The organism is Frigoribacterium sp. VKM Ac-2859 (assembly GCF_013204925.1).
Lineage (GTDB): Bacteria > Actinomycetota > Actinomycetes > Actinomycetales > Microbacteriaceae > Frigoribacterium.
The window spans coordinates 725093-746545 of sequence record NZ_JABMLC010000002.1; the positions used below are offsets into that span (position 1 = coordinate 725093).

Consider the following 21453-nt stretch of genomic DNA (forward strand, 5'->3'; position numbering starts at 1 on the left):
GCCGGCCGCTCGGAAGCGCCGGCACCGGTCAGCACAGCAGGCTCCGTCGGAACAGCAGGCTCCGTCAGAACAGCAGGCTCCGTCAGAACCGCGTGGTGATGCTGCCCTCGACGACGGGTGGCACACCGCGGCGGTCGGCCGAGCCCCGCACCATGGCGATCTCGTTCCACTTGTCGATCGTGGTGCAGGGGTGCGAGACGCCGAGCCGCACCAGGTCGCCGACCTGCAGCCCCGACGCCGGGTCCAGCCGCAGGAAGGCGTGCTGGTCGTTGAGGGCCGACACGTGCGACCCGTCGAGCACCCCCGGGAGGCGCCGGTCGGCCGCCTGCGGACGCCACGCCTCGAGCGGCACCGGGAACCCCTCGTCGTCCGACGTGTCGCGCCGTCCGACGTTGAGCAGGGCGAGCCCGGGCTCGGGACGGGACACCACGGACGCCCAGAGCTCGAGGGTCGGCAGGAACGAGGGCTCGATCGTCGGCCCCTCGACCTGCTCGGCGTCGAACCCCGCGGCCTGCTCGGCGTCGAACCCCTCGGCCGCTCCGTCGAACCCGGTGAGTTCGCCGTCGGTCGGCCCGCCCATCTCGCGGTCGGCCTGCGACCCCGCCGAACCGTCGCCGACGACGACCGTGACGTCGGCGTCGACGCCGGCCGCGCCTCCTGCGGTCGACGGCACGGCGTGACGGGTCGACGGCATCGTGTCGCGGGCGAACGGGGTCAGCCGGCGATAGAGGTCGTGGTCGTGGGCGACGTACGAACCCGACCGCAGCACGACGCGCGTGCGCGGCCCCTGCAACCCCGAAGGGTCGTGCCGGTCGCCGAGCACGGCGACGACCCGGTCGAAGTAGACGCTGCCGCCGGCGGTCACCACCACGTCGTGACCCCTCGACAGCCACGGGTCGAAGGCCGGCGCACCGATGCCGTCGAGCACCTCGAGGAGCCCCCGCAGGTAGTCGTCGACCACGGCGATGCCGGCCGCGTCGACGTCGTGTGTGAGGGCGCCCTCGTACCCGGCCACCCCGGCCAGGACGAGGTGCGGTGCCGCCGCCACGGCCTCGGCGACGAGCAGCGCCTCGCGCACCGAGCGCGCGCCGGTCCGGCCGAGCGGAGACCCGAACTCGACCAGCACGGCGAGCGGACGCTCGCCCTCGGCCCGCGCCAGGGCGGCGTCGACGAGGCGCACCGTCTCGACCGAGTCGACCCACATGAGCACGTCGACGCCGGGTGCGGCGAGCGCCGCGAGGGTCGCGGGCGCGAACGCGGTGCCCGCCAGGACGACGTTCGGCACCCCGGCCTCGCGCGCGACGGCGACCTGGAACGCCGTCGCGAGCGTGATGCCCCACGCGCCGGCGTCGAGCTGCCGGCGCCAGATCTCGGGTGCCATCGTCGTCTTGCCGTGCGGCGCCAGGTCGACCCCGGCCTCGCGACACCAGGCGGCCATGGTCTCGACGTTGTGGGTGAGGGCGTCGAGGTCGATCGTGAGCAGCGGGGTCGCGAGGTCGATCAGCGGGACCGGCCGGGGCTCGCGGCCGAAGCCCACCTTGGTGGGGACGGGGGCGGACGGGGTCGAGGACGACGTGGTCATGGTGCCTTCCGACGGGTGCGGTTCGGGGGTGGGCGGAGTGGTGCTGCGGTCAGGCCGTGTGTCGGTACCTGACGGTAGTTTTGCAGCCACCCCCGACGGGCGACACCTCACGTCGGGCCCACCGACCATCCACCAGAGAAGAGCAGACCTGTGAGCGAGAAGACCGAAGTCCGCACCGGCGGCGCCCCCACCCCCATCTCGACCTTCTCGCAGGGCGTGCTCAAGAACGGGTTCCTCAGCGTGTCGGGCCAGGGCCCGCAAGACCCCGCCACGAGCGAGTACCTGCATCCCGGCGACCTGACGTCGCAGACCGTCCGCACGCTCGACAACGTCAAGGCGATCGTCGAGGGCGCCGGCGGGACGTTCGACGACGTCGTGTCGCTGCGCGTGTTCCTCACCACGCGCGACGACTTCGCCGAGATGAACGCGGCGTACGAGACCTACCTGCTGCAGAACGTCCCGAGCGGGGTGTTCCCCACCCGCACGACGGTGTTCGTCGAGCTGCCGAACGAGGCCATGCTCGTCGAGATCGACGCGCTCGCGATCCTCAGCTGACGCGCTGCGGCTCTCCGGCCCTGCGACCCTGCCGAGCTGCCGCCCTGCCGCTCGTCGACAGTGGGCGAGTTCGTACTATCCGGGCCGGCACGATCGCCCGCCCACTCCGAACACGCCCGTGTTCGGGGTCGTGCGGCGTCCAGGCGGCACCACCGCAGGAGGCGCAGGTCAGTCGGCCGCGCCCGTCACGACCACGATCCTCCGTGACCACGTCGCGTCGGTCAGCTGGGCGAGCATGAAACGCGCCACGTCGGCACGGGTCACGTGGCTGCCCGCCCCCTGGGGCAACCGCGCCCCCGTGGCGAGCGACCCGGTCGCCGGATCGTCGGTGAGGCGCGTCGGGTAGACGAGCGTCCAGTCGAGTCCGCTCTCGCGCACCTCGGCGTCGGCGACGTCCTTGGCGGCGTAGACCTTGCCGAGCACGGTGTGGAAGAACATCTTCTGGAAGGTGTTCGCATCGGTCTGACTCTCGCCGACGCCGAAGGCCGAACAGACGACGAGTCGGTCGACGCCCGCGTCGTGCATCGCCGGCAGCAGGGCCCGCCCGACCTCGACCTCGACCGGGTGCCGCATGTTCCGCGAGCCGATCGCGTTCAGCACGGCGTCCTGGCCGACGACGGCGGCGCGGACGTCCTCGGCCGAGGTCGCGTCCCCGATGAGCACCCGGACGCCCTCCGTCACGTCGAGGGACGAGGCGTCGCGGACGAGCACCGTCACGTCGTGCCCCGCCGACAGGGCGACCCGCAGGACGTGGGAGCCCGTGCCCCCGGTCGCTCCCAACACCAGAACCTTCATCGCGCCTCCTGTCGTTCATCGAAGCGAACACCGTCCGACCAAGAGCGGGCCGAGAACGCCTGCGCAGGGTCGCGGCAGGGCGGATCGGGCCAGCCGAGACAGGTCAACGAGACGGGGTCACCGGAGGCAAGCTCAGCGGAGGCGACGGCCCGCGGCCCAGAGGCCGACCAGCCCCGACGGGCCGAGGCGGGGCGTCGCGTAGGTGGCCCGGTCGGCGTACGCCCCCGGGTCGACCAGCTGGAGGTCGGCGACGGCCCCGGCGGCGATGCCGAGCGCGCCTCCTGCCCGGCCACCGCCCACGGCGCCGACGCCGCCGCCGCCGGCGATGCCGCCCGCGCCCCCGCCCGCGCGGGCACCCGTGCCCCCCAGCCCGAACCGCGAGGAGGCGCGGGTCGACATGCGCGCGATCGCCTCGCCCCGCGAGAGCACGGCCTGCGGCCCCGACCCGGCGTACTCGTCGAGCACGCGCGAGAACGTCCCGTACAGGCGGGGATGCACGGTGCCGGTCTCGCGCGGCAGCCCGTCCGAGCCGACCAGGGTGTGCGGCCACGCCAGGGCCGTCCGCATGCCCTCGAGGTCGGTGTGGAACACGATGACGGTCAAGGCGCCCCGTTCGGCGAGGACGAGGTCGGCGAGCACCTCGCGCGGGTCGGCACCGACCGCCTCGGCGATCTCGGACAGCGGCCGCCCCTCGAAGCCCGCGTACTCGGGTCGCGTGAACCCCGCCGCCGAGATCCGCTCGGGGCCGATCGCGGCGTACTGGTTCTCGAGCGTCGATCCGGCCCAGGGCTCGAGCAACCCGTCGAGCACCTGCCGCCGCGAGCGCGTGCCGGGTCGGAGCGCCTCGAGCAGGCTCTCGACCCCGTGGTCGGCCGTGGCCGGCGGGAACAGCGACGCGACCGTCGTGCTGCCCGCGTCGTAGGGGTAGACGTCCGCGCTGACGTCGACACCGTCGTCGCGCAGGGCGTCGAGGTGCTCCACGATCGCGGGCATGCCGCCGACGTTCCGCGGCCCGGTCACCTTCAGGTGGCTGACGTGGACGGCGGCCCCGGTCTCGCGCCCCAGCGACGCCAGCTCGTCGATCGAGTCGCGGAGTCCGTCGGCCTCGTTGCGGACGTGGGCGACCAGCAGCTTGCCCCGCGCCGCGCACTCCCGGGCCAGGGCGACGAGTTCGGGCCGGTCGGCGGCGTCGCCGGGTGCGTACATGAGGCCCAGCGAGACGCCGAGCGCCCCGGCGTCGAGCGCCTCGCCCACCGACGCCGCGATGAGCGACCGCTGGGCGCCGTCGACCGGTCGGCGGTCGAAGCCGAGCACGCCCGCCCGCAGCGGGGCGTGCGGGACGAGGGTCGCGGCGTGCAGGCCGAAGGTGCCGTCGGCGTCGCCCTCGGCCAGCGTCCGCACGTAGTCGGCGAACGTCGCCCATCGTCGCGCAGGGAACCCGCCGAGCACCGGCCGCGAGTAGTCCTCGAGCGATCGGTCCCGCGCGTCGGACGGCGACGGCGCGACGCCCTGGCCGCAGTTGCCGACGATCGTGGTCGTCACGCCCTGCCCGGTCTTGGGGGCGACCCCTCCCAGGCGGAACAGCGCGGCGTCGTCGTGCGCGTGCACGTCGACGAACCCCGGCAGCACGTCGAGTCCGCTCGCGTCGACCACCTCGACCCCGGCCGGCACCCCGGACGAGGAGGCGCGGCGACCGTCGCCCACGGACGCCGCGGCCCCGGGCCCCACGGCCGCGACCACGCCGTCGCGCACGACGACGTCCGCGACGCGACCCGCGCCTCCGGACCCGTCCCAGACCGTCCCGCCCGCGAGCACCAGCGTCGTCACGGGGACGCCGTCGTCACGCGGACGCGGACGCCGCCGCCGTCACGGGAACACCCCGGTCGTCGCCGGGACGGGTGCGCTACTCGAAGCGCTGCCACACGGGCTTGTTCGCGTAGGTGTAGCGGTAGTAGTCCGCCAGCTGCAGCAGCGACGCCGCGGCTTCGTCGACGACGATCGTGGCGTGCCGGTGCAACTGCAACGCGCTGCCGGGGCACATCGCGCCGAGCGGCCCCTCGACCATGCCCGCGACCGCCGACGCCTTCGACGACCCCTGCGCCACGAGCACGACCTCGTGCGCGTCGAGGATGGTGCCGAGCCCCTGCGTCAGGCAGTGCGTGGGCACCTGCGACGGGTCGTCGAAGAACCGGGCGTTGTCGGCCCGGGTCTGCGGGGCGAGCGTCTTGATGCGGGTGCGCGACGCGAAGGACGAGGTGGGCTCGTTGAAGCCGATGTGCCCGTTCGCCCCGATGCCGAGGATCTGGATGTCGATGCCGCCCGCGTCGGCGATGGCCCGCTCGTACTCGACGACCGCGGCCTCGACGTCGGAGGCCCGCCCGTCGGGCACGTGGACCTTCGACGCGTCCATGCCCAGGGGTACGACGACGTCGCGCTCGATCACCGAGGCGTAGCTCTCGGGGTGCTCGAGCGGGATGCCGACGTACTCGTCGAGCGCGAACCCGGAGGCGCGGCCGAAGTCGAGCTCGCCCGCCGCGACCCGGGCCGCGAGCGACGCGTAGATGCCGGTGGGCGACGACCCGGTCGCGAGGCCCAGCACGGCCTCGGGGTCGCGCTGGACGACGGACGCGATCTTGAGGGCGGCGACACGGCCGACCTCGTCGGCGTCGCGGACGATGACGATCTCCATGGGGCTCCTTGCTGCCGAGGCGTCAGACGATGTTGGCCACGACCGACGCGATGTACGCCTCGCGTTCTTCGCGTGAGGCCGGCCGCCCGGGCACGCCCGGACGCTGCTGCCACGGTAGCGGCCCCGACTCCCGCCGGTACTCGACGCCGAGGGCGTCGAGGCGTCCGAGGTGCACGGCCAGCCGTGTGGAGAAGTCGTCGAAGTCCCGCGGTTCGGTCGTCCACAGCGCCTCGGCGACGGCGCACAACCGGGGGAACGCGAAGAAGTCGACGGTGCGGGGCGAGTCCATGTGCTCGGTCCAGATGTTGGCTTGGCCTCCGAGGACGTGACGTGCCTCGTCCTCGGTGAGCTGCGCGGGCACGGGTTCGAACGCGAACACGTCGGCCAGGGTGAGCGGGATCGACACCGGGATCGGCTCGTCGGGCCCGTCCGACTGCCGGTAGTCGAGGTAGACCTGGTCGTCGGGACACGCCACGACGTCGTAGCCGCGTCGTGCCGCCGTGATCGCGCCGGTCATGCCCCGCCACGACGCGACCGTCGCGCCGGGTGACATCGTGGCGTTCCCCTCGAGGATCTCGTCCCACCCGAAGGTGCGGCGCCCGGCCGCGGTGAGGTGCGCGTCGAGCCGCCCGATGAACCACGCCAGCAGTTCCTCCTCGTCGGCGAGGCCGCGGTCCCGCATGAGCTCCTGCGTGCGCGGGTCGGCCCGCCACTGCGCCTTGGGGCACTCGTCGCCGCCGATGCCGATCCAGGTGCCCGGGAAGAGCTCCATCACCTCGTCGAGCACGTCGGTGTAGAAGTCGACGGTCGTCTGCTCGGTGTTGAGGACGTCCTCGAAGATGCCCCACTCGGTCCCCACGGCGATCTGCCGGGGCGCCGCCACGGGCGTCCCCCCGACCTCGACGGCGCCGACGCCGAGGTGCGGGTACGCCGTGATCGCCGCCATCGAGTGGCCGGGCACGTCGACCTCGGGCACGACCGTGATGTGGCGGGCCGCGGCGTAGGCGACCACCTCGCGGATGTCGTCCTGCGTGTAGAAGCCGCCGTGCGGTCGGCCGTCCTGGGTCGCGTCCGGCCCGGCCCCCACCTGCGACGACCCCCGCCACGCGCCGACCGAGGTCAGGCGCGGGTACTTCGTGATCTCGATGCGCCAGCCCTGGTCCTCGGTGAGGTGCCAGTGCAGCGTGTTGAGCCGGTGCAGGGCCATGAGGTCGACGAACCGTAGGACGTCGTGCTTGGGCAGGAAGTGCCGGGCGACGTCGAGGTGCGTACCCCGCCAGCCGAAGCGTGGTCGGTCCTCGACGTCGACGGCGGGCACGACCCAGTCGACCCCGGGCACGAGGGCCGTCCGGTACGCGGCCGCGGGCAGCAGCTGTCGCAGCACCTGTGCCCCGTGGAACGCGCCGGCCGCGTCGCCACCGGTGATGCGCACCCCCGCGGGTCGCGCCTCCAGCCGGTAGGCCTCGGCGCCGAGCGAGGCGTCCAGGTCGAACGAGATGCCGGTCCCGTCGGCGCTGCCCTCGCGGAGGGGCAGGCCGGTCGCGGGGCGCAGCGCCTGCTGCAGCCAGGCGACGACGCCGGCCAGCTCGTCGGGCGCCGAGATGCGCGTCGCCGAGTCGAGCCGGAACGCCCCGGAGGCGCGGGTCAGCCGGGCAGGACGCGGCACGATCGCGACCGGTGCGGTCTCGGGGGTCGCGGTGCCGGCCCGCATGGTGGTCGAGGGGGTCGAGGAGTCGGTCGTCACGGGGTCAGCCCTTCACGGCGCCGGCGGACATGCCGGTCACCAGGTTGCGTTGGATGATCATGAAGAAGACGACGACCGGCAGGGAGAACAGCACCGAGGCCGCCATCTGTCCGCCGAAGTCGGTGCCGCTGGTCGGCGTGCTGAACGAGGCCAGCCAGACCGGCAGCGTGTACATCGACTGGTCCTTCATGAACGTGTAGGCCACGAGGTAGTCGTTCCACGCGGCGATGAAGGCGAAGATGCTCGTCGCGATCATGCCGGGCAGCACGAGCGGGAACATGATCCGCGTCAGCACCTGCCAGGTGCTCGCGCCGTCGAGTTGCGCGGCCTCCTCGACCTCGACCGGGATCGCCAGGAAGAACCCGCGCATCACCCAGATCGAGAACGGCAGCGTCGACGCGACGTACGCCAGGATGAGCCCGCCGTAGGTGCCGAGCAGCCCGAGGCTGTTGAAGATCAGGAACTGCGGGATCAACAGGGCCGTCGCCGGCAGCATCTGGACGATCAGGATGAACACCATGATCGTGCGCCGCCCCCGGAACCGGAACCGCGACAGGGCGGCCGAGGCGAACAGTCCGAGCACGATCGAGAAGACGACGGCCCCGACCACGACGATCACGCTGTTGCGCAGGTTCGTGAAGAAGTCGGACTGCGTCACCGCGACGACGAAGTTGTCGAGGGTCGGGTTCTGCGGCCAGAACAGCGGGGTCGCCGTCATCACCTCGGGGCGCGGCTTGAACGCCGTGTTGACCATCCAGTAGACGGGGAACAGCCACACGAGGCTGAAGACGATCGCGATCGCGTTGCTGACCCAGCGGGGCTTCCGGCGGCGACGGGTCGGGCGGGCGGGCGACGGTCGGCCGGTGCCGTGGCCCGAGCGCGCCTCCTTGCTTCTCTCGTCGCGCGCGACGGTCTCGGTCGTCGTGGTGCCGACGCCGGCGGGTGCGGTCGTGGTCACAGGTCTTCTCCGGATCGGACGAGGTTGCGGACGTAGAACGCGGTCAACACGACGAGCAGCAGGGTGGTGACCACCGAGATGGCGGCGCCCTGCCCGATGTCGAAGCCGACGAACGCGGTGACGTAGGTGAAGACGCCGAGGGTCGAGGTGGCGTCGTCGGGGCCGCCGGCCGAGACGAGCCAGATCTGGTTGAAGACGTTGAAGTCCCAGATGATCGACAGGATCGTGATCAGCAGCAGCGTCGGCTTGAGGAAGACCAGGGTGACGGTCCGGTACACGCGCCACTCGCTCGCCCCGTCGAGCCGCGCGGCCTCTTTGTACTCGAGCGGGATCTGCGTCTCGGCGGCGTACATGGTCAGCGCGATGAAGGGCACCGCCTGCCACACGATCAGCAGCCAGATGCTCGTGTAGGCGAGGGCCGCGTCGTTCGACCAGTCGACGTTGGTCATGTCACCCACCAGGCCGGTCCGGGTCAACAGCCAGTTCACGACGCCGTAGCCGGGCTGGAACAGCCACTTCCAGACGATCGACGACGCCACGTTGGGCATCGCCCAGGCGAGGATCAGCACGACGGTCACCGTGTAGCGCATCGGCGTGCCGAGCCGGGTGAGCAGGTGCGAGACGCCCGTGCCGATGAGGACGCTGCCGCCGACCATCGCGGCCGTGAAGACCAGCGTGCGGACGAGCGACCACCAGAAGTCGGTGTCGGCCAGCAGGGTCGCGTACTGCTGCACGCCGACCGAGTCGTACGCGCCGGTGAAGAGCGAGCGCTGGTCGTAGTCGGTGAACGACGTGAAGACCAGGAACACGATGGGCGCGACGGTCACGGCGAGCAGCACGATGCCCGCGGGCGACAGCAGCCAGAGCGGGGCGAGCTGGCGCTTCCCGCCGGGGCGCACCGGGGCCTTCCGTTCGGCCTTCGGGCGCCGGCCGCCCTTCTGGTCGGGTGCCGCGCCGGGCGGGGTCTCGGTGAGACCGGGGGCGATCGAGAGGGCCACGGTTCCTCTTTCGGTTCGAGTCCAGGAGGTGCGGGTCGAGGGGGCGGGAGCGTCACGCGATCAGGTGGTCGCGTGACGCCCCCGGGTGCTGCCGAGGGCTCGGTGCTAGTCGTTCAGCGCCTCGTCGGTGGCCTCGTCGAAGGACTTCGCGGCCGCCTCGGGCGACTTCGAGCCCGAGACCACCGAGGAGAAGAGCTGGTTGATGCTCTTGTCGCCCTCGAGGGCCGCCCAGTTCGCGCTGGCGGGGGTGGCCTTCGAGTTGAGCGCGGCGTCGAAGAAGCCCTTCTGGATCGGCGTCACCACGCTGCCGGCCGCCTCGATGCCCTCTTCGCTGTTCGGGATCCAGCCGTCGTTGCCCACGACCCACTCGCTCTGGATGTCCGGGCTCGTGGCGATCTTGGTCCACTGCAGGGCCAGGTCGGAGTTCTGGCTCTTGGCCGCGATTCCCCAGTCCGAGCCGCCGAGCATGACCGGCTGCGTCTCGCCCGACTTGCCCGGCATCGGGAACGTGCCGAAGTCGTCGTCGGTCAGGGCGGGGTTGGCCTTCTGGATCAGGTCGATCGAGCCGTTGGTGTGCAGGATCGTCGCCGTCTTGCCGTCCGCGAAGACCTGCGTCTGGTCGGGGGCGTCGGTGTCGAGGGTCTGCGAGGCGGGCGTCGAGTAGGCGTTCTGGAACTCGGTGAAGTCGGCCAGTCCCTGCTGCGCCTCGTCGCTCGCCAGGCCCGCCTTCCAGGTGCCGTCGCTCGACGTGGCGATCTCTCCGCCGGCGTCCCAGACGAACTGCATGCCCGCGTACCAGTACTGGCCGGGCAGGTAGAACGCCGAGAAGTCGGACGCCGTGTTCGCGGCCTTCACCTTGTCGAGGTCGGCGGTGAGCTCGTCGTAGGTGGTGGGCGCCTCGGTCACGCCGGCCTCGGCCCACATCGTCTTGTTGTAGATGACGGCGCGGGCACCGGCGAAGCCGGGCACGGCGTAGAGCGAGTCGTCGACGGTCGCGGGCTCCTCGAGGCCCGTCAACCAGGTCTGACCCTGCTCGAGGTCGTCGCGGTACGCCGTCAGGTCGAGGAGTGCACCGTTGGCCGCGTAGCTGGCGACCTGCGTGTTGCCGAGGTCGAGCACGTCGGGTGGGGTGCTCGTGGCGAGTGCCGTGCTGATCTTGGTGGTGATGCCGTCCCACTGCTGGATCTGGACGTCGACGTCGGCGCCCGTCTGCTTCGTGAACTCCTCGTTGACGGCATCGATGGTCTCGGGCGTGTAGTCGCCCGTCATCACCCAGACCGTGAGGGTCTTGCCGTCACCCTTGGTGGTGGGCACGGCCTGGGGTTCGTCGGACGAGCTGCCGCCCGTGCCCGAGCTCGAGCAGGCGGACAGGGCGAGTGCCGCGGCCAGGCCCAGGGCCCCGACCGCCGTGTAGCGTTGGATTCGCAATTTCATCTCCTCGTTCTCGAAGCGGGGATGCCGCATCGCTGTGGTCCCGGCCCGCGCTCGCACAAGCGTCGGGTCGGGAATGCGGCACGGGCCGAGGCCCTCGCCGCCTCCGGGGGTGGACCCCCGAGGTCTGTGGTGGGGCGGTCGCCCCGGGCGAGCCGGGCACCGGGCGTGCCGACGCCGGGCGTGCCGACGCCGGGCGTGCCGACGCCGGGCTCACGTCAACCCCAGTTCGGCCTGCAGCACGAACGACGCGGCGCCTCGCAGGGCGAGGTCGGTGCCGCTGCCCGCGATCCGCATCGTCAGGCCGTTGCTGACGGCGGACAGCGTGCGCTGCCGGACGGTCTCGCGGGCTGCGCGCAGCATCGCGCCCTCGACCAGGTCGGCCGGGCCCGACAGCACGACCTCGTCGATGTTGAGCGCACTGACGATGGGGGCGAGCACCAGGCCGAGCGCGCGACCGGCCTCGTGGAGGACGGCGCCGCGCGACCCCTCGTCGTGCTGTCGGAGGCGCGCCCTCAGCTGCGGGGCGGCGATGGCCTCCTCGAGGCAGCCGCGTCGACCGCACGCGCACACGTCGCCGTTCTCGTCGACCGTCACGTGCCCGATCTCGCCGGCCGAGAACTGGTCGCCCTCGACGAGCGCACCGGCGACGATCAGCCCGACCCCGACACCGTGGTCGATCGTGACGACGATGAGGCTCTGGCCCGCCGGGGACCGCCCGTCGGCGCTCTGCCCGGCTGCAGCCGGTCCGGTCGCGCCCGGTCCGGTCGCGGCCCGCCCGGTCGCATCGTTCCCGACCTCCTCGCCGAAGGTGCGGATTCCCATCGCCGCGGCGTTGGAGTCGTTGCCCACGTGGACGGGCAGACCGGTGCGGGCCGACAGTCGGGACCGCAGCGGGAGGTCGTACCAACCGAGGTGGACGGCCGTGCGCACGACGCCGTCGTGGTCGACGATGCCGGGAGTCGCGACGCCGACCCCGAGCAGCCGGCGGGTCGTCCGCGAGGCGAGGTCGTCGACGAGCCGCTCGACCAGGCTCACGGCGGCCTCGCCGACGGCCCCGTCGAGCTCGACCCCGGCGCGCTCGACGACCCCGCCCCGCAGGTCGACGACGGCCCCGACGAAACGCTCGGCACTCGACAGGTCGACCGTGACGATGTGGAAGGCGTCCGACTCGATGCCGACGAGCGTCGCCGGCTTGCCGACCCGCGCGTCGTCGCGGACGCCGAGCTCGCGGGCGATGCCGTCGTCGATGAGTTCGGCGACGAGGGCGGAGACGGTGGGGCGCGTCAGACCCGAGCGACGCGCGAGGTCGGCTCGACTCATGGAGCCGTCGCGGTACAGGGCCTGCAGGAGGAGGGACCGGTTGTGGGCGCGGACCGGCGGCTGCTGCTGCCGGGTGATCGTCGTGCTGGTCACGGGCGCGTCCTCTCGTCTCGGCATCGTCGCCGACCTCGGACCCGGTGAGAGGGCCCGTCGGCAGCGGTGCCGGGTGGCGTCGCCGTGGTGGCGTGCCGTTAGTAAATGGGCCTTACAAACACGTGTCAAGGTGCGTGGCGGCGAGTTTACGCACACGAAACACCGGCGGTCAACACCCGAAACACGGCGACCCACGGGCCGCGACCCCTTGCCGCGACCAGGTTCGTAAGCTTTACTAACAAACATGTCCACGCTCGCCACCGTGTCCGTCGCCGCGCCTCACGGCGCCGTCGGCGGTGCGCCGGCGGGACCGTCCGCAGCCGGGTCGACGGAGTGGCCGTGAGGGTCGGCCTCGACATCGGCGGCACCAAGATCGACGCGGTCGTCGTCGACGGGTCCGGAGCCCCCGTCCATCGCCTCCGCCTGCCCACGGGGTTCGGCCCCGATGCCGTGCTGACGAACGCGGCCACGGCGGTCGCCTCGTTGGCGGACCGCTCCGGCGTCGCCGTCGAGGCCTTCGAGTCGGTCGGCGTCGGCATCCCCGGCCTCGTCGACGGCACGACGGGTCGCGTGCGGCACGCCGTGAACATCGGCTTCGACGACGTCGCCGTGGGGCCGACGCTGAGCGCCCGGCTCGGGGTCCCGGTCCGGGTCGAGAACGACGTCAACGCGGCCGCGCTCGGCGCGTACCTCGCCATGTCGCTGTCGGGGTCCGTCGGCTACCTCAACCTCGGCACCGGCCTCGCTGCCGGCCTCGTCGTCGACGGCGAACTCTGGCGCGGCTCGCGGGGCGTCTCGGGCGAGATCGGTCACGTCCCCGTCGACCCCGGGGGCGAGCTCTGCCCCTGCGGGCAGCGCGGCTGCCTCGAGACCGTCGCGGCCGGCGCCGCGGTGTCCCGTCACTGGCCGACCGAGGGGGCGTACCCGGCCGTGGCGCTGTTCGCGGCGGCCGACGCCGGCGACCCCGAGGCCGTCCGCGTGCGTGCCGACCTCGCGGCGGGGGTGGCGGCCGCGGTGCGCCTCCTCGTCCTGACGACCGACGTGGACTCCGTCGTGATCGGCGGCGGGCTCAGCAACCTGGGTCGCCCCCTGCTCGACGACGTCGCCGGGGTGCTCGACCGGTGGGCGGCGGGGTCGCCGTTCCTCGCCTCGCTCGAGCTGTCGTCGCGCATCGAGCTGCTGCCGCCGGGGTTCCCCGTGGCGGCCGTCGGTGCCGCGACGACCGGGGCCCGCGGACCCGCGACGGCCGTCGCTGCCGCCCTCTGACCGCCACCACGGCCTGCCCCCACGTCGCCACGTCGCCACGTCGCCACGTCGCCACGTCGCCACGAGATGGTCACAGCACCAGGAGAAAACCTGGCGCTGTGACCATCTCGCGGTGCGGTGCCGCAGGTGCGGCGCTATGCCCGGGCCACCCGCAGCGTCACGATCTCGAACGGGCGCAGCGTCAACTCGACCGCGGAGCCCGACGCCCACCGACCGGCCCCGGCCGTGCCCGACGCCAGCTCGCGCTCGATGAGGTCGGTGCGCCACGCCTCGCCGAACCCGCTGTCGGCGTCGACCGTGACGGTGGTGGCCGCCCGAGCACCGCGAGCCTCGTACAGCCGCACGATCAGGTCGCCTGACCGGTCCTCGGCCAGCTTGACCGCCTCGACCAGCACGGCCGGCGACGACGACGACACCAGCGGAGCGACCCCGGCGCCCGACGACCCCTCGATCCGTCGGACGGGCAGGTTCATGCGGTAGCCCGCGGTCGCGGCGTCGAGCACGTCGGGCGCGACCCGCACGGACGAGCGCAGCACGTGCCGCCCCTGGTCGGCTTGCGGGTCGGGGAACGTCGGTGCCCGCAGCAGCGACTGGCGCACGAGCGTCGTCGTGCCGCCGTCGCCGCCCTCGGCCGTCTCGCGGGTGCTCCGCGTGATGTCGTGGCCGTAGGTGGCGTCGTTCGCCACGGCCACGCCGAAGCCGGGCTCGGCGACGTGCACCCAGCGGTGCGCGACGGTCTCGAACCGGGCGAAGTCCCACGACGTGTTCTGGTGGGTCGGGCGCTGCACGTGACCGAACTGCACCTCGGAGGCCGCCCGGTCGGCGTGCACGTCGAACGGGAACGCCAGCTTGAGCAGCTTCTGCCGTTCGTGCCAGTCGACCTCGGTCTGCACGTGCAGTTCGCCCTCGTCGTCGTCGAGCCACCAGCGCTGCACGATGGTCGAGTCGCCGATGCGGCGGGTGACGACGAGCGCGCCGCCGTCGACGACGACCGACTCGGCCTCGACCAGGTCGGTGCGGACGTTCTTGTAGGCCTGGTCGACGTCCCAGGCGTCCCACTGGTTGGGGGTGTCGCGGAAGAGCTGCAGCAGCCCGAGCCGGGCCCCCGGGGCGACGAGGTCGCGTCCCGACGTGGCGTCGACGAGCGAGGCGACCAGGCCGTCACCGTCGAACACCGCACGCACGAACCCGTTGTCGAGCACCCAGCCGCCGTCGGAGGCGACCGGTGCCACCGACCCGACCCCCGCCTCCTGGGCCCGTCCCGCGGCCGACCCGGCCGCGGCGTCGACCCCGGCCGACGGGACCGGCCCGGCGTTGAACGTGGTCGTCGCCGACCCCGTCCCCGCCAGTGCCCGCTGGGCCGAACCGATGATCGCCTCGAGCTGCTGGGCGACCCGCGCGTAGTGCCGCTCGGCCTCGTGGTGCACCCAGGCGATCGACGACCCGGGCAGGATGTCGTGGAACTGCTGGAGCAGCACGACGTGCCAGATCTCTTCGAGCTCGTCGTAGGGGTAGTCGAGCAGGCCGCGTGCGGTCGCCGTGGCGCTCCACAGCTCGGCCTCGCGCAGCAGGTGTTCGCTGCGACGGTTGCCCTGCTTGGTGCGGGCCTGCGACGTGTACGTGCCGCGGTGGAACTCGAGGTACATCTCGCCCGACCACACGGCCGGGTCGGCCAGCTCGGCCCGTGCCTGCGCGAAGAAGGAGGCGGGGGTGCCGACGGTCACGCGGGGCGAGCCCTCGAGGTCGCCGGCCCGACGCGCGGCCGCCATCATCTCGCGGGTCGGGCCGCCACCGCCGTCACCCCAGCCGAACGGGACGATCGAGACGTTCGAGAACCCCTTCTCGGCGTAGCCGCTCTCGGCGTGGGCGAGCTCGGCCGGCGAGAGGTCGGAGTTGTACGTGTCGACGGGCGGGAAGTGCGTGAACACGCGACTGCCGTCGATGCCCTCCCACAGGAAGGTGTGGTGCGGCATGCGGTTCGTCTCGTTCCAGGACTCCTTCTGCGTGAAGAACGAGCTGGCCCCGGCCGCACGGGCGATCTGCGGCATCGCGCCCGTGTAGCCGAACGAGTCGGGCAGCCAGACCTCGTCGGCGTCGACGCCGAACTCGCGCAGGAAGAACCCCTTGCCCGCGACGAACTGACGGGCCAGTGCCTCGCCGCCGGGCATGTTGGTGTCGGACTCGACCCACATGCCGCCGACTGGCACGAACCGGCCCTCGGCGACCTTCTGCGCGACCCGTGCGAACAGCTCGGGGTAGCGCTCCTTCAACCAGGCGTACTGCTGGGCGCTCGAGGCGGCGAACACGAAGTCGGGGTCGTCGTCCATCAGGGCGACGACGTTCGAGAAGGTGCGGGCGACCTTGCGCTGGGTCTCGCGGACGGGCCAGAGCCAGGCCGAGTCGATGTGCGCGTGGCCGGTCGCGACGACCCGGTGCGCGCTCGCGTTCGCCGGTGCCGCGAGCACGTCGGCGAGCGCGGCACGCCCGGCTGCCGCGGTCCCCGCGACGTCCGCGTGGTCGACGACGTCGCACATCCGGTCGAGCGCTCGCAGGATCTCGTGCCGTCGCGGCGACGTGAGCGCGAGGGTGCGCATCAGCCCGACGAGGGTCCAGACGTCGCGGTCGAGTTCGGCGACCACCTCGTCGCGTTCGGCGAGCACGATGCTGCGCAGGGCGTAGATCGGGGCGTCGCCCGCGGTCTCGGGGTCGCCGAGCGGTGTCTCGCCGTGGAAGTCGTCGCCACCGATGTCGGGGTTCGACGCGGCCTCGACGTAGACGTCGATCGTGCTGCCCGGGGTGACGCCCGCGCCGATCGCCGTCAGCGGCACATAGCCGTTGTACGGCTCGATGGCCTTGACGATCGTGCCGTCGGGTCGCCAGACGAGGCCCTCGGCCTGGAACCCGGGCTGCCTGATGCTGAAGCCCAGGTCGACGACGAGTTCGAGGGCGGTCGCCGGGTCGGTGCCGAGATCGTCGGGCACCGTCCCCGTGACGTGGAACCACGTGGTGCCCCACGGCCTGCTCCACGGCGAGCCGACGGCGAACGGCTCGAACGCCTGCGAGACGGCCTCGGCGAAGGGGACCGGCTCACCCGGCGCCTCCCAGGCCGTGATCGTCAGCGGGACGGCCCGACGGTAGACCGCCGGGGTGATGCGGTCGCGGACGAAGCGGTCGATGCGGGCCTCAACGAGGACGGTGTTGTCGTGCATGGGATCAGTCTCCTGACGGGCGCGCCGGGGCGCACGGTGGGGCGGGTCGTTCTGTGGACCGGGAGGGCGGCGGGGGCACTGGTGGGGAGGCGCCTCACCCCTTCACGGCGCCGGCCAGCGCGTTCGAGCCGCCGAGGGTCCGCGAGACGAGGACGTACAACGCGATGACGGGTACCGAGTAGACGATCGAGAACGCCGCCAGCTGGCCGTACGCCACCGAGCCGTACTGCCCGAAGAAGTTGAAGATGCTCACGGCCGCCGGCTGCTTGTCGGGGCTGAGCAGCAGGACGAACGGCACGAAGAAGTTCCCCCAGGCCTGGATGAACACGAAGATGAACACCACGGCGATGCCCGGCCGCATGAGCGGCACCACGATGCGCGTCAGGGTCGAGAACATCGAGGCCCCGTCGGTCCACGCGGCCTCCTCGAGCGAGATCGGCACCGAGTCCATGAAGTTCTTCGCCATCCAGATCGCCATCGGCAGGCTGGTCGCGGCCAGGAAGAACACCGTGCCGCCGATCGAGTCGATCAGGTTCAGCGAGACGAACAGGCTGTAGACGGGCACCATCATCGCGGTGATGGGCAGGCCGGTGCCGAAGAGGATGCCGTAGAGGAACGGCTTGTTGATGCGCATCCGGTACCGCGAGAGCGGGTACGCCGCGAGGATCGCCACGACGACGGTCACCAGGGCGCAGCCGCCCGACACGATGAGGCTGTTGGCGAGCGGGACGAACGAGATCTCGGGCGTCAGCACGGCGGTGAAGTTGTCGAGCGTGAACTGCGACGGCACCTTCGCCGACAGCGTGGCCGACGGGTCGAACGAGGCCAGCAGCAGCCAGGCGAGCGGGACGGCGAAGCAGATCGCGATGACGATCAGCACGGCGTTCGAGACGGCCTTCATGCTGCGGCCGCTGGGTGAGGTCATGGCCATGGTCAGTCGACCTCCGGTTTGAGGGCTCTGATGTAGATGATCGAGAAGACCGCGCCGACGAGCAGCATGATCGTGGCGATGGCGGTCCCGAAGCCGAGCTGCGAGAACTGGAACGCCTCCTGGTAGGCCAGGATCGGCAGGGTCGTGCTGTTGACGCCGGGCCCGCCGCCGGTCATCACGTAGATCAAGGTGAACACCGAGAGCGTCTGCAACGTGGTCAGCATGAGGTTGGTCGAGATGCTCCGCCGGATGACCGGCAGCGTGATGAAGACCAGGCGTTGCCAACCGGTGGCGCCGTCGACCTCCGCCGACTCGGTGATCTCGGGGGGCACCTCCTGCACCGCCGCCGAGTAGACGAGCATCGAGAACGCGGCACCACGCCAGACGTTGGCGAGGATCACCGAGAGCATCGGCATCGCGTAGAGCCAGTTGGCGCCCGTGATGCCGAACCACGACAGGACCGTGTTGAGCGTGCCCGCGTCGTTGAAGAACGCGTACGCCGCGAAGGCGGCGACGATCTCGGGCAGCACCCACGCGGCGATGACGAACGTGCCGACGATCGAGCGCACGACCTTGTGGCCGTTCCGCATCAGTAGCGCGAGCCCCAGGCCGACGACGTTCTGGCCCACCACGGCCGAGAAGAAGACGAAGGCGAGCGTCAGCAGCACCGACTTCGGGAAGTCCGGGTCGGCGAACAGCTCGGTGTAGTTGCGGAACCCGATGAACTCCGAGCCGCCGGCGGCGTAGCCGGTCAGCGACGCGTCGGTGAACGAGCCGTAGAAGCTCGAGATGACGGGCCCCAGCAGGAACAGGGCCAGCAGGACGAAGGCCGGGACGAGCGGCAGGGTGCGGGCGCCGGTGCGCAGGGCGCGCGCCTTCGACGCCCCCGCCCGGCGACCCGGCTTCTCGCCGTGGGGCCCGGGGCCGGGCCCGGAGGCCCCCGGTCGGCCGCTCTCACGGCCGACCGGGGTGGGGGCGATGGTCGCCATGTGGCTAGTCCCCCGCCTTCTGCGTCTGGTCCTCACCGACGATGCCGACCAGCTGGTCGTCGAAGGCGGCGGCCGCCTCTTCGGGGCTCTGCTGGCCCGTCATGACGGCCTCCATCGCGACGGTGATCTCGTTCGAGATGCGGCTGTAGTCGGTGGTCGCCGGACGGAAGTGCGTCACCGGCACGATCGACGAGAAGAACTCGAAGGTCGGGTTGCTGCCGACGTACTCGGGGTCCTCGGCGACGTCGCTGCGCACCGCGATCTGGCTGGCGGCGATGTCGTAGCTCTGCGAACCGTCCTTGTCGAGGGCGTCGGCGATGAACTCGAACGCCTTGTCGGGGTTCTTGGTCTTCGAGCCGACGGCCAACGTCCAGCCGCCCGACATGCTCGTCGCACCCGGCTTCGCACCGTCCTGCGTGGGCATGGGCGCCTGGCCCATCACGTCGTTCCACTCGGGCCACGGGTTGGTGCCGGTCTCCAGCCAGGTGCCGCTCATCCACGAGCCGTCGAGGGCGATCGCGAGCTTGCCCTGCGGGAGCCATTCCCCACCGACGATGGTGGCGATGTTGGTGTCCAGCGCCTCCTCGGGTTTCGGTCCGATGCCGCCCTGGTAGACGTCCTCGATGAAGCCGAGCGAGTCGACGAAGCCCTGCGAGTCGGTGAGCCACTTGCCGGTCTCGTCGTCGTACAGGGTGCCGGTCGGCGTGCCGTACAGCAGCATCTCGAAGCCCTGCATGGTCGCGCCCTCGCCCTGCGGCTTGCCCGAGTACACGTTGAGCGGGACCACGTCGGGCACCTTCGCCTTGACCGTCTCGGCCGCGTCGAGCACGTCCTGCCAGGTCTTCGGCTCCCACGGCACGGGCAGGCCGGCCTGCGCGAAGAGGTCCTTGTTGTACCAGAGCGCCCGGGTGTCGGTGCCCATCGGGATGCCGTAGGTCTTGCCGTCCTCGCCGACGCCGGCCTCCTTGGCGTTGTCGTAGAACGCGTCCCAGTCCTCCCACGCCTCGGTGTACTCGTCGAGCGGCAGCAGGTAGCCGGCGGCTGCGTCGCTCTTGACCTTGAAGGTGTCCTCGTACATGACGTCGGGCGCGGTGGCCGCCGACCGGTTCATCAGCGCGAGTTTGGTGAAGTAGTCGTCGTTCTGCGCCGCGATGGGCACGAACTCGACCTTCATGCCGGGGTTGGCCGCCTCGAAGGTCTTCGCGGTCTCCTTCATGTGGGCGTCCATCTGCGTGAACGTGCCGAACTTCTGGTAGGCGACCTTGATGGTGTCGGAGTCGCCGCTGCCGGCGCCCCCCGAGCAACCCGAGGCCAGCAGGGCCGTGGCGACCGCTGCGGCGGCGACGGCCAGTGCGCGCTTGCGCCCCCGGACCGAGGTGAACGTGCGTGACATGGTGCTCCTTTGCTCCAGTCGCGTCGGCGCCGGGCTGCTCTGCCCGACCGCGATGCGATTACTACATCGTATGGAGTAACTCGTGTCAAGACGCCGGACGGCATCGGTCCGGTAACGGCGGCCGAGCCGGGGAGGCGCGGGTCGGTAGCCCCGAGGCGCGGGTCGCGACCGCAGGAGGCGCGGGTCGGGACCCGAGGAGGCGCGGGTCTGCCCCGTCAGGCGCGGATCAGCAGGGCGGAGGGTCGCGGCGAGAACGTCTGGTCGAGCACGAGGCAGGCGGCTCCGACGGCCGCGACGTCGATGCCGATCGACGACTCGACGAGCCGGATCGGGTGCTTCGGGATCAGCGCCGGGTCGTCGCGGAGCGCGGCCGGCAGCACCGCGAGGACGTGCCGCGACAGCGGCGCCCAGAACGGGCCGCCGAAGACGACCTCGTCGAGGTCGAGCAGGTTGACGATGGTCACGAGGGCACGCGCGAGGTGTCGGCCCGCGCCGTGCAGCACCCCGAGGGCGCCGGCGTCTCCCAGGTCGGCCTTGCCGACCAGGGCGCCGAATGCCTCGTCGATGCGGCGCATGTCGACGTCGTCCCCGCTGCGAGCCGCCTCGGCGAGCGCCTCGTCCGAGACGTCCCCCTCGAGCAGCACTCCCGTGGCCGCGGCCTCCCGCACGAGGGCGTGCGGCGTGATGAGCTCCCCGACGCAGCCGATGCGCCCGCAGGTGCAGCGGTGGCCGTGGTCGTCGACCATCACGTGCCCCGAGTCCCCCGCGTTCGCGCTGGCCCCGCGCAGCACGTCGCCGCCCAGCACGAGCCCGGTGCCGTAACCGGTGCCGTAGTAGACGAAGGCGAAGTCGCTGCGCTCACCCGCGCCTCCGTCGCTGAGCCACAGCTCGGCGACCGCGCAGGCCGTGACGTCCTTCTCGAGCAGCACCGGCAGACCGGTCGCCTCGCTGAGCGCCCGACGCAACGGCACGTGCCGCCAGAGGGGCATCATCGGGGGGTCGAGCACGAGGCCGGGCCCGATGTCGACCGGGCCGGGCGAGGCGATGCCGACCCCCAGCAGCAGGTCGCGGTCGACGCCGCTCGTGACGACGAGTCCGTCGATGGCCCGTGCCATCAGGGCCACCACCTCGTCGGGTTCGCTGGCCGAGGGCGTCAACTCTCGGGCGTGGGCGACGACCGTGCCGACGAGGTCGAGCAGGACGAACGTCAGCACCGCGGGGTCGATGTGCACGCCCACCGCGAAGCGTCCGCGGGACTCGAGCTGCAGCATGGTGCGGGGCTTGCCGGGACCGCTGATGACGGTGCCGCTCTCGCGGATGAGCCCCGCCTCGATCAGTCGGCGCGAGACGTTCGTCACGGCCTGGGGGCTGAGTCCGGTGCGCCCGGCGATCTCGGTCCGGCTGAGGCCCGCGCTCTCCCGCCGGATGGCGTCGAGCACGACCGACCGGTTGTAGCCGCCGATCGCCGGCAGGTTCGTCCCGCGGTTCATTCTCGTC

Annotated in this window: 16 protein-coding genes; 2 read left to right on the forward strand and 14 right to left on the reverse strand. The window is 72.0% G+C overall.

Features of this window, described 5'->3' with window-relative positions; all coding sequences use genetic code 11:
- Positions 1 to 82: 82 nt before the first annotated feature.
- Positions 83 to 1582 carry an alanine racemase gene (locus HQQ78_RS11290; protein WP_173153303.1) on the reverse strand — a complete coding sequence of 500 codons (1500 nt, stop codon included), beginning with the start codon at positions 1580 to 1582 and terminating at the stop codon, positions 83 to 85.
- Positions 1583 to 1732: 150 nt separating this feature from the next.
- Here HQQ78_RS11290 and HQQ78_RS11295 point away from each other — a divergent pair, with 150 nt between their 5' ends.
- Positions 1733 to 2137, forward strand: a complete 405-nt coding sequence (locus HQQ78_RS11295; RefSeq protein WP_056043363.1) for a RidA family protein — start codon at positions 1733 to 1735, stop codon at positions 2135 to 2137.
- Between the two features lie 168 nt (positions 2138 to 2305).
- Here HQQ78_RS11295 and HQQ78_RS11300 read toward each other — a convergent pair whose 3' ends face one another.
- The 8 genes from HQQ78_RS11300 to HQQ78_RS11335 all read right to left on the reverse strand — a co-directional run bounded on the left by HQQ78_RS11300 (position 2306) and on the right by HQQ78_RS11335 (position 12168).
- Complete coding sequence (locus HQQ78_RS11300; RefSeq protein WP_173153306.1) at positions 2306 to 2932, reverse strand: NAD(P)-dependent oxidoreductase; 627 nt, start codon at positions 2930 to 2932, stop codon at positions 2306 to 2308.
- Between the two features lie 132 nt (positions 2933 to 3064).
- Positions 3065 to 4759 carry an amidohydrolase family protein gene (locus HQQ78_RS11305; RefSeq protein WP_173153309.1) on the reverse strand — a complete coding sequence of 565 codons (1695 nt, stop codon included), beginning with the start codon at positions 4757 to 4759 and terminating at the stop codon, positions 3065 to 3067.
- Positions 4760 to 4835: 76 nt separating this feature from the next.
- The gene (nagB, locus tag HQQ78_RS11310; RefSeq protein ID WP_056043373.1) at positions 4836 to 5621 is read right to left on the reverse strand and encodes a glucosamine-6-phosphate deaminase; all 786 of its coding nucleotides are present in this window, start codon (positions 5619 to 5621) and stop codon (positions 4836 to 4838) included.
- Positions 5622 to 5643: 22 nt separating this feature from the next.
- Complete coding sequence (locus HQQ78_RS11315) at positions 5644 to 7365, reverse strand: beta-N-acetylhexosaminidase (protein WP_216844328.1); 1722 nt, start codon at positions 7363 to 7365, stop codon at positions 5644 to 5646.
- Positions 7366 to 7369: 4 nt separating this feature from the next.
- Complete coding sequence (locus HQQ78_RS11320) at positions 7370 to 8323, reverse strand: carbohydrate ABC transporter permease (RefSeq protein WP_199736328.1); 954 nt, start codon at positions 8321 to 8323, stop codon at positions 7370 to 7372.
- Positions 8320 to 9321 (reverse strand): carbohydrate ABC transporter permease, encoded by a 1002-nt coding sequence (locus HQQ78_RS15930; protein ID WP_199859381.1) that lies wholly within the window; start codon positions 9319 to 9321, stop codon positions 8320 to 8322. The genes HQQ78_RS11320 and HQQ78_RS15930 overlap by 4 nt, the downstream gene beginning before the upstream one ends.
- A gap of 105 nt (positions 9322 to 9426) precedes the next feature.
- Positions 9427 to 10749 carry an extracellular solute-binding protein gene (locus tag HQQ78_RS11330; RefSeq protein ID WP_123571471.1) on the reverse strand — a complete coding sequence of 441 codons (1323 nt, stop codon included), beginning with the start codon at positions 10747 to 10749 and terminating at the stop codon, positions 9427 to 9429.
- Positions 10750 to 10965: 216 nt separating this feature from the next.
- Positions 10966 to 12168 (reverse strand): ROK family transcriptional regulator, encoded by a 1203-nt coding sequence (locus HQQ78_RS11335; RefSeq protein ID WP_216844329.1) that lies wholly within the window; start codon positions 12166 to 12168, stop codon positions 10966 to 10968.
- A 339-nt stretch (positions 12169 to 12507) separates the two neighbouring features.
- Here HQQ78_RS11335 and HQQ78_RS11340 point away from each other — a divergent pair, with 339 nt between their 5' ends.
- Positions 12508 to 13434 carry an ROK family protein gene (locus HQQ78_RS11340; RefSeq protein WP_371740459.1) on the forward strand — a complete coding sequence of 309 codons (927 nt, stop codon included), beginning with the start codon at positions 12508 to 12510 and terminating at the stop codon, positions 13432 to 13434.
- A 134-nt stretch (positions 13435 to 13568) separates the two neighbouring features.
- Here HQQ78_RS11340 and HQQ78_RS11345 read toward each other — a convergent pair whose 3' ends face one another.
- The 5 genes from HQQ78_RS11345 to HQQ78_RS11365 all read right to left on the reverse strand — a co-directional run bounded on the left by HQQ78_RS11345 (position 13569) and on the right by HQQ78_RS11365 (position 21446).
- A complete protein-coding gene (locus HQQ78_RS11345) occupies positions 13569 to 16643 on the reverse strand; it encodes a glycoside hydrolase family 38 C-terminal domain-containing protein (RefSeq protein ID WP_173153325.1) in 3075 nt (1024 codons plus the stop codon).
- Positions 16644 to 16737: 94 nt separating this feature from the next.
- Positions 16738 to 17574 (reverse strand): carbohydrate ABC transporter permease, encoded by an 837-nt coding sequence (locus HQQ78_RS11350; protein ID WP_043594260.1) that lies wholly within the window; start codon positions 17572 to 17574, stop codon positions 16738 to 16740.
- A gap of 2 nt (positions 17575 to 17576) precedes the next feature.
- Positions 17577 to 18563 (reverse strand): carbohydrate ABC transporter permease, encoded by a 987-nt coding sequence (locus tag HQQ78_RS11355; protein ID WP_173153328.1) that lies wholly within the window; start codon positions 18561 to 18563, stop codon positions 17577 to 17579.
- Between the two features lie 4 nt (positions 18564 to 18567).
- Positions 18568 to 19956: an extracellular solute-binding protein gene (locus HQQ78_RS11360; RefSeq protein WP_173153340.1), complete on the reverse strand. Its 1389-nt coding sequence runs from the start codon at positions 19954 to 19956 to the stop codon at positions 18568 to 18570.
- Between the two features lie 215 nt (positions 19957 to 20171).
- Entirely contained in the window at positions 20172 to 21446 is a 1275-nt protein-coding gene (locus HQQ78_RS11365) for an ROK family transcriptional regulator (RefSeq protein ID WP_159825069.1), read from the reverse strand.
- Between the last annotated feature and the right edge of the window lie 7 nt (positions 21447 to 21453).

Excerpts from the sequence above, each read along its gene's own strand:
- HQQ78_RS11290 (WP_173153303.1), bottom strand. The coding sequence starts at position 1,582 with ATGACCACGTCGTCCTCGACCCCGTCCGCCCCCGTCCCCACCAAGGTG.
- HQQ78_RS11300 (WP_173153306.1), bottom strand. The coding sequence starts at position 2,932 with ATGAAGGTTCTGGTGTTGGGAGCGACCGGGGGCACGGGCTCCCACGTC.
- nagB (WP_056043373.1), bottom strand. The coding sequence starts at position 5,621 with ATGGAGATCGTCATCGTCCGCGACGCCGACGAGGTCGGCCGTGTCGCC.
- HQQ78_RS11345 (WP_173153325.1), bottom strand. The coding sequence starts at position 16,643 with ATGCACGACAACACCGTCCTCGTTGAGGCCCGCATCGACCGCTTCGTC.
- HQQ78_RS11350 (WP_043594260.1), bottom strand. The coding sequence starts at position 17,574 with ATGGCCATGACCTCACCCAGCGGCCGCAGCATGAAGGCCGTCTCGAAC.
- HQQ78_RS11355 (WP_173153328.1), bottom strand. The coding sequence starts at position 18,563 with ATGGCGACCATCGCCCCCACCCCGGTCGGCCGTGAGAGCGGCCGACCG.
- HQQ78_RS11360 (WP_173153340.1), bottom strand. The coding sequence starts at position 19,956 with ATGTCACGCACGTTCACCTCGGTCCGGGGGCGCAAGCGCGCACTGGCC.
- HQQ78_RS11365 (WP_159825069.1), bottom strand. The coding sequence starts at position 21,446 with ATGAACCGCGGGACGAACCTGCCGGCGATCGGCGGCTACAACCGGTCG.